Origin of the sequence: Pseudomonas californiensis (assembly GCF_021147775.1) — a bacterium.
In the GTDB taxonomy this organism is placed as follows: Bacteria; Pseudomonadota; Gammaproteobacteria; order Pseudomonadales; family Pseudomonadaceae; genus Aquipseudomonas; species Aquipseudomonas californiensis.
Window position 1 is genome coordinate 62029 of sequence record NZ_JAGTPK010000029.1, and the last position, 6282, is coordinate 68310.

The 6282-nt window shown below is 56.0% G+C and carries 6 protein-coding genes; all 6 read left to right on the top strand.

Annotation, left to right across the window (positions count from 1 at the left end; all coding sequences use genetic code 11):
• Positions 1 to 174: 174 nt before the first annotated feature.
• The 6 genes from KDX37_RS22345 to msrQ all read left to right on the top strand — a co-directional run bounded on the left by KDX37_RS22345 (position 175) and on the right by msrQ (position 6158).
• A complete protein-coding gene (locus KDX37_RS22345; RefSeq protein ID WP_231655197.1) occupies positions 175 to 1899 on the top strand; it encodes an acetolactate synthase 3 large subunit in 1725 nt (574 codons plus the stop codon).
• Positions 1900 to 1901: 2 nt separating this feature from the next.
• Positions 1902 to 2393 carry an acetolactate synthase small subunit gene (ilvN, locus tag KDX37_RS22350; protein ID WP_002552075.1) on the top strand — a complete coding sequence of 164 codons (492 nt, stop codon included), beginning with the start codon at positions 1902 to 1904 and terminating at the stop codon, positions 2391 to 2393.
• A gap of 46 nt (positions 2394 to 2439) precedes the next feature.
• Positions 2440 to 3456: a ketol-acid reductoisomerase gene (ilvC, locus tag KDX37_RS22355; RefSeq protein ID WP_231655198.1), complete on the top strand. Its 1017-nt coding sequence runs from the start codon at positions 2440 to 2442 to the stop codon at positions 3454 to 3456.
• A 147-nt stretch (positions 3457 to 3603) separates the two neighbouring features.
• The gene (gene pssA / locus KDX37_RS22360; RefSeq protein ID WP_231655199.1) at positions 3604 to 4461 is read left to right on the top strand and encodes a CDP-diacylglycerol--serine O-phosphatidyltransferase; all 858 of its coding nucleotides are present in this window, start codon (positions 3604 to 3606) and stop codon (positions 4459 to 4461) included.
• 63 nt (positions 4462 to 4524) lie between these two features.
• Positions 4525 to 5538 (top strand): protein-methionine-sulfoxide reductase catalytic subunit MsrP, encoded by a 1014-nt coding sequence (gene msrP / locus KDX37_RS22365; protein ID WP_231655200.1) that lies wholly within the window; start codon positions 4525 to 4527, stop codon positions 5536 to 5538.
• On the top strand, positions 5538 to 6158 hold the full coding sequence (gene msrQ, locus KDX37_RS22370) for a protein-methionine-sulfoxide reductase heme-binding subunit MsrQ (protein ID WP_231655201.1): 621 nt from the start codon (positions 5538 to 5540) through the stop codon (positions 6156 to 6158). The genes msrP and msrQ overlap by 1 nt, the downstream gene beginning before the upstream one ends.
• Positions 6159 to 6282 lie beyond the last annotated feature (124 nt).

Consider the following 6282-nt stretch of genomic DNA (forward strand, 5'->3'; position numbering starts at 1 on the left):
CGCGTTACCTCGCGCTGGGTGGGAATGTTCCGCAACACTCAGGGACATCCCAATACTTGCTCAGTCAGTGCTGACGTAGTCGGCGACCACCGTCGCTCATGCTCTGCTTGGCAGTAAACCTATTAAGACCCGTCCCGGAGTGGACGGTATTCTGGCGTTTTAGAGGTGAACAACGTGGAGCTTTTATCTGGCGCTGAAATGGTCGTCCGCTTTTTGCGTGACGAAGGCGTTGAGCATATCTACGGGTACCCCGGTGGTGCTCTCCTGCATGTCTACGATGCCCTGTTCAAAGAACCGGCCGTCAGCCACATCCTTGTCCGTCACGAACAGGCCGCCACGCACATGGCTGATGGTTATGCTCGTGCAACCGGTAAAGCGGGTGTTGTGCTGGTTACCTCCGGGCCTGGCGCAACCAACGCAATTACCGGTATCGCGACCGCCTATATGGACTCGATCCCGATGGTGGTTCTGTCCGGTCAGGTAGCGAGCACGCTGGTGGGTACGGATGCTTTCCAGGAGACCGACATGATCGGTATCTCCCGCCCGATCGTGAAGCACAGCTTCATGATCAAGCATCCGTCGGAAATCCCGGAAGTCCTGAAAAAAGCGTTCTATCTGGCGCAGTCCGGCCGTCCCGGTCCTGTCGTTGTCGATATCCCGAAAGACATGACCAACCCGGCCGAAAAATTCGAATACGTCTTCCCCAAGAAAGCCAAGCTGCGCTCTTACAGCCCGGCGGTTCGTGGCCATTCCGGCCAGATCCGTAAAGCTGTCGAAATGTTGCTGGCTGCCAAGCGTCCGATCATTTATGCCGGTGGCGGCGTGATCATGGGCAACGGCTCTGCACAATTGACCGAGCTGGCTCAATTGCTCAACGCGCCGGTGACCAACACGTTGATGGGTCTGGGTTGCTACCCGGGCACTGATCGTCAGTTCGTCGGCATGCTGGGGATGCACGGCAGCTACACCGCCAACCTGGCGATGCACCACACTGATGTCATCCTGGCTGTCGGTGCCCGTTTCGATGACCGCGTGATCAACGGTGCGAGCAAGTTCTGCCCGAACGCCAAGATCATTCACATCGACATCGATCCAGCTTCGATCTCCAAGACCATCAAGGCCGACGTGCCTATTGTTGGCCCGGTCGAAAGCGTATTGACCGAAATGGTTGCGACGCTCAAGGACATCGGCGAAACACCTGACAAGGCAGCCGTTTCCGCCTGGTGGAAGCAGATTGACGAATGGCGTGCCGGCGGTGATCTGTTCCCCTACAACCGTGGCGATGGTTCTGTCATCAAACCGCAGGCTGTGATCGAGACTCTGTGTGAAGTCACCAAAGGCGATGCCTACGTGACCTCCGATGTGGGGCAGCACCAGATGTTCGCGGCGCAGTACTACCGCTTCAACAAGCCGAACCGCTGGATCAACTCGGGCGGTCTGGGCACCATGGGCTTCGGTTTTCCGGCTGCGATGGGCGTCAAACTGAGCTTCCCTGACGAGCACGTTGCGTGCGTGACGGGTGAAGGCAGCATCCAGATGAACATCCAGGAGCTGTCGACCTGCCTGCAATATGGCCTGCCGGTGAAGATCATCCTGCTCAACAATGGCGTGCTGGGTATGGTTCGCCAGTGGCAGGACATGAGCTACGGCGCCCGTCACTCACATTCCTATATGGAATCGCTGCCCGACTTCGTGAAGCTGGTTGAAGCGTATGGCCATGTCGGTATGCGCATCACCGATATGAAAGACCTGAAGCCCAGGATGGAAGAGGCCTTTGCCATGACGGATCGGCTCGTGTTCCTCGATATTCAGGTTGATGTTGCCGAGCACGTCTACCCGATGCAGATCAAGGACGGCTCCATGCGCGATATGTGGTTGAGCAAGACGGAGCGGACATAATCATGCGGCACATCATTTCCCTACTGCTGGAAAACGAACCGGGCGCGTTGTCTCGTGTCGTCGGGCTGTTTTCGCAGCGTAATTACAACATCGAAAGCCTGACGGTTGCGCCAACCGAAGACCCGACCCTGTCGCGTCTGACGCTGACCACTGTCGGCCACGATGAAGTGATCGAGCAGATCACCAAGAACCTCAACAAGCTTATCGAAGTGGTCAAGCTGGTCGATCTGTCAGAGAGCGCTCACATCGAGCGTGAACTGATGCTGGTCAAGGTCAAGGCTACCGGCGCGCAGCGTGCCGAGATCAAGCGCACCACGGATATCTTCCGCGGGCAGATCGTCGATGTGACCGCCAGCGTGTACACCGTACAACTCAGCGGTACCAGCGACAAACTGGACAGCTTCATTCAGGCCATCGGCACCGCCGCTATCCTGGAAACAGTACGCAGTGGCGTGACGGGCATCGCCCGTGGCGACAAAGTGCTGAGCATTTAACTCATTAAGCAAATGGCCTGAACGGCCAAGATAACAGGGGAATTCCATGAAAGTTTTTTACGACAAAGACTGTGACCTTTCGATCATCCAGGGCAAGAAAGTCGCCATCATCGGTTACGGTTCTCAGGGCCATGCTCAAGCATGCAACCTGAAAGACTCCGGCGTTGATGTCACTGTTGGCCTGCGCAAAGGTTCGGCCACTGTCGCCAAAGCTGAAGCTCATGGCCTGAAAGTGACTGATGTTGCTTCTGCCGTTGCTGCTGCTGACGTGGTCATGATCCTGACCCCGGACGAGTTCCAATCCCAGCTGTACAAGAACGAAGTCGAGCCGAACCTGAAAAAGGGCGCAACACTGGCGTTCTCCCACGGTTTCGCAATTCACTACAATCAGGTCGTGCCACGCGCTGACCTGGACGTGATCATGATCGCGCCAAAGGCTCCAGGCCACACCGTACGTACCGAATTCGTCAAGGGCGGCGGTATCCCTGACCTGATCGCTGTTTACCAGGACGCCTCGGGCAATGCCAAGAACGTTGCGCTGTCGTATGCTTCGGGCGTTGGCGGTGGCCGTACCGGTATCATCGAAACCACGTTCAAGGACGAGACTGAAACCGACCTGTTCGGCGAGCAGGCTGTCCTGTGTGGCGGTACTGTCGAGTTGGTCAAAGCGGGTTTTGAAACGCTGGTAGAAGCGGGCTACGCGCCAGAAATGGCTTACTTCGAGTGCTTGCACGAACTGAAGCTGATCGTTGATCTCATGTACGAAGGCGGTATCGCCAACATGAACTACTCGATCTCCAACAACGCCGAGTACGGCGAGTACGTGACTGGCCCTGAAGTCATCAACGCTGAATCCCGTCAGGCCATGCGCAACGCTTTGAAGCGCATCCAGGACGGCGAATACGCGAAGATGTTCATCAGCGAAGGCGCTACCGGTTACCCATCCATGACCGCCAAGCGTCGCAACAACGCTAACCACGGCATCGAAGTCATCGGCGAGAAACTGCGCTCGATGATGCCTTGGATCGCTGCGAACAAAATTGTCGACAAAGACAAGAACTAAGCGTTTCCGGTTCATGAAAAAACGCGGCCAACGGGCCGCGTTTTTTCGTTATGGGGTTGAGCTCTGGTATAAAGCTGCATCGTTTGCCGACGAACCCTCGTCGCAGACACCTGTCGAACCTTTTCACACCGCTGCAAGGTAATGTCCATGAGCGAACGTCCTGAAGAGCCCAACAAGGCCTCTGACGCTGAAAGTCTGCTACCGATCGATGAACATGTAGAAGAAGGACATGATGCCGAAGGGCGTCAGGTCCGACATCGCGGGATCTATCTGTTACCCAACCTGTTCACGACGGCCAACCTGTTTGCAGGTTTCTATTCCATCATCAGTTCCATGAGCGCTCAGAGTGCCATGAGTGCCGGAGATACGGCGGGGGCGAGCAAGTACTTCGCTTTCGCAGCCATTGCAATCTTTGTGGCTATGGTACTGGACGGTCTCGATGGCCGCGTGGCGCGTATGACCAACACCCAGAGTGCGTTCGGCGCCGAATACGACTCGCTCTCCGACATGGTGGCGTTTGGCGTTGCTCCAGCATTGCTGGCGTTTGGCTGGGCGCTGGGAGACATGGGCAAGGTCGGCTGGATGGTCGCCTTCATTTATGTTGCTGGTGCCGCATTGCGACTCGCTCGCTTCAATACTCAGGTTGGCAAGGCTGATAAGCGCTACTTCATCGGTTTGGCCAGCCCTGCTGCGGCGGGTGTCGTCGCCGGTACGGTCTGGGCATTCAGTGACTTTGGCATCCAGGGTTCCAAGTTGTCCTTTCTGGTCGCCCTGTTGGTCGCGGCAGCCGGCATGCTGATGGTCAGCAATATCAAGTACAACAGCTTCAAGGAGCTGGATCTGAAAGGGCGTGTACCTTTTGTTGCGATTCTGGCCGTTGTGCTGGTGTTTGCAGTCGTGTTCAGCGATCCGCCGCGTATTCTGCTGTTGATCTTCCTCGGCTACGCGCTTTCCGGGCCGGCACAGTATTTGTTGCGCCTTCGTCGTCACAAAGCCAACAACTGATCCAATTTCCCCCATACTCCGTAGTCTATTGGTGCATCAGTTCCCCTAGGCTGCGGAGTCATCATGCTAATCAAGCTTCCTTCTGCGTCAGACTCCAAAGAGTCGGATGTCACGCCTGAATCCATTTACCTTTCTCGTCGTACCTTGATGGCCAGCTCGCTTGCCGGCCTGGCGGTGACTACCTTGCCGCGCTGGGCGCAGGCGGCCGATCCGTCCAGATATGCTGATGTCGAGGCTGGAAAGGCGCCTGGCTGGTTTGCCGAAAAGCTTCCCTCGACGCAATGGCAGGCGGTCAACGTCAAGGATGAGGCGATCACGCCTTACAAGGATGCGACGCACTACAACAACTTTTACGAGTTCGGAACTGACAAAGGAGACCCCGCCAAAAATGCAGGTTCTCTGAAAACCGAACCATGGAGCGTCGTGATCGATGGTGAGGTCGCCAAGCCCGGTCGTTATGCGCTTGAAGACTTCATGAAGCCCTATCAACTGGAAGAGCGAATCTATCGATTGCGCTGCGTTGAAGCCTGGTCGATGGTCATCCCCTGGATCGGATTTCCGATTTCGGCTTTGCTGAAGCAGGTCGAGCCCACCTCGAAAGCCAAATACATCCGCTTCGAGACGCTTGAAGACTCCAAGTCCATGCCGGGGCAGCGTTCGGACTTTGCCTTGATTGACTGGCCTTATGTAGAAGGGCTGCGTCTTGATGAAGCCATGCACCCGCTGGCCATTTTGGCGGTAGGGATGTACGGGCGTGAATTGCCGAATCAGAACGGTGCGCCGTTGCGGTTGGTGGTGCCTTGGAAATATGGCTTCAAGAGCGTGAAGTCCATCGTGCGTATCAGTCTGGTCAGTGAGCAGCCGAAAACGACCTGGCAGAGCATTGCAGCCAACGAGTACGGATTTTATGCCAATGTAAACCCGAAAGTGGATCACCCGCGCTGGACCCAGGCGCGTGAGCGTCGATTGCCCAGCGGCCTGTTCAGTCCCAATGTCCGTGAAACTCAGATGTTCAACGGCTATGAAGAGGACGTTGCTTCTCTATATACCGGCATGGACCTGAGGAAGGATTATTGATGCGTTACCCATTTTGGCGTCTCGGTGTATTTCTAGCCGCGTGCGTAGCGCCTGTGTTGTGGCTGTATCAAGCCTGGATATTTGCCTTGGGGCCTGATCCGGGAAAGGTGCTCGTGGATAACTTCGGGCTGGGGACCTTGATACTGTTACTGATCACGTTGGCCATGACCCCGCTGCAAAAGCTTACCGGTTGGCCTTTCTGGATAGTGGTCCGGCGCCAGCTGGGGCTGTGGTGCTTCGCCTACGTTGTACTGCACATGACGATGTACACCCTGTTTGTACTTGGGCTGGACCTGGGGCAGTTGGGTGTTGAGCTGGTGCAGCGGCCCTACATTATAGTGGGCGCGCTGGCCTTTCTCTGTCTGCTGGTGCTGGCGGTGACTTCCAATCGCTACAGCCAGCGTCGCCTTGGCGCACGCTGGAAGAAGCTGCACCGGATCATTTACGTGATCCTGGGCTTGGGTTTACTGCATATGTTCTGGATTGTCAGGGCTGATCTGAAAGAGTGGTCCTTGTATGCAGGAATAGGAGCGACGTTGCTTATCCTGCGAATCCCAATGATTGCTAGGCGAATCCCTCGTTTGAAGCTGGCGGGACCAACTCAATCGGCTAAATCGTAAATTAACTGTTGACGCCCTCTCTGAAGTGTCTATAATTCGCCCCACTTCCGGCGCAGACGGAAACGAAAAAGCCTTGTAGATCAACAGGTTGCAAGGTTTTCTCGAAGAGAGTCAGCGAGGAAGG

Bases quoted from the DNA above. Each gene is read 5' to 3' on its own strand.
- ilvN (WP_002552075.1), top strand. From the start codon at position 1,902: ATGCGGCACATCATTTCCCTACTGCTGGAAAACGAACCGGGCGCGTTG.
- ilvC (WP_231655198.1), top strand. From the start codon at position 2,440: ATGAAAGTTTTTTACGACAAAGACTGTGACCTTTCGATCATCCAGGGC.
- pssA (WP_231655199.1), top strand. From the start codon at position 3,604: ATGAGCGAACGTCCTGAAGAGCCCAACAAGGCCTCTGACGCTGAAAGT.
- msrP (WP_231655200.1), top strand. From the start codon at position 4,525: ATGCTAATCAAGCTTCCTTCTGCGTCAGACTCCAAAGAGTCGGATGTC.
- msrQ (WP_231655201.1), top strand. From the start codon at position 5,538: ATGCGTTACCCATTTTGGCGTCTCGGTGTATTTCTAGCCGCGTGCGTA.